This window comes from Caldimonas tepidiphila, from assembly GCF_003569765.1.
In the GTDB taxonomy this organism is placed as follows: domain Bacteria; phylum Pseudomonadota; class Gammaproteobacteria; order Burkholderiales; family Burkholderiaceae_C; genus Caldimonas; species Caldimonas tepidiphila.
In genome coordinates this window covers 1-591 of sequence record NZ_QXMG01000201.1, presented here as the reverse complement: position 1 = coordinate 591, position 591 = coordinate 1, and the positions used below count along the sequence as shown (strand labels likewise).

At 62.3% G+C, this 591-nt stretch carries 1 pseudogene; it reads right to left on the bottom strand.

The features are described 5' to 3' along the window. Positions 1-383 precede the first annotated feature (383 nt). A pseudogene (locus D3A59_RS25090) lies at positions 384-503 on the bottom strand (IS110 family transposase); the annotation flags it as partial. Positions 504-591 lie beyond the last annotated feature (88 nt).

The following is a 591-nucleotide window of genomic DNA, read 5'->3' as shown; positions in this document are numbered from 1 at the left end:
GCCTGCCAGCCGCATCGCTGAGTTGCTGCCACATCGCTGGACCTCGGCCGTCACCGCCAACTGATCACTTCGCCGGGCAGCAGGCCTGGGATCGCCGCGCGTACATGGACGCCCCCGACTTGCCAAGCTTTCATTTCATGACGGCCCGAAGGGGAAGATTGCACCCGTACATCCGGACTTCTGTTGCGAGACCTGCTCGCTGTCCCTGATGGGTTTTGCTGGTCGGCGCCTCGATCGCTTACACGCACTCTGGGTGCCTCGCGCGGCGCGGGTTGTGCCAACCACGGTCTGACCTGTCTTGCCATCACTGCATGAATCGCCTGAGCAATCGGTGGTGTGTGATCCTCCTTCGTTGAACTCTGCTGGGACCTCGTTTTGGTGAACTACGCGGCCGCCTTCTTGTAGTCGGGCTCGAACTCTCGATCGTGCGCGAGGAGCGCCCACACGACGCGCGCTGTCTTGTTGGCTAGAGCCACGGCGGCAATGTTGGCGTTGCGACGTGTCGTTAGCTTGACCAACCAGCTCTCGGTATCGACGTGAAGTGAATGGAGTCCCGCCGAGCGGTTCGTATCCGGGGCCGCACCGGCTCAT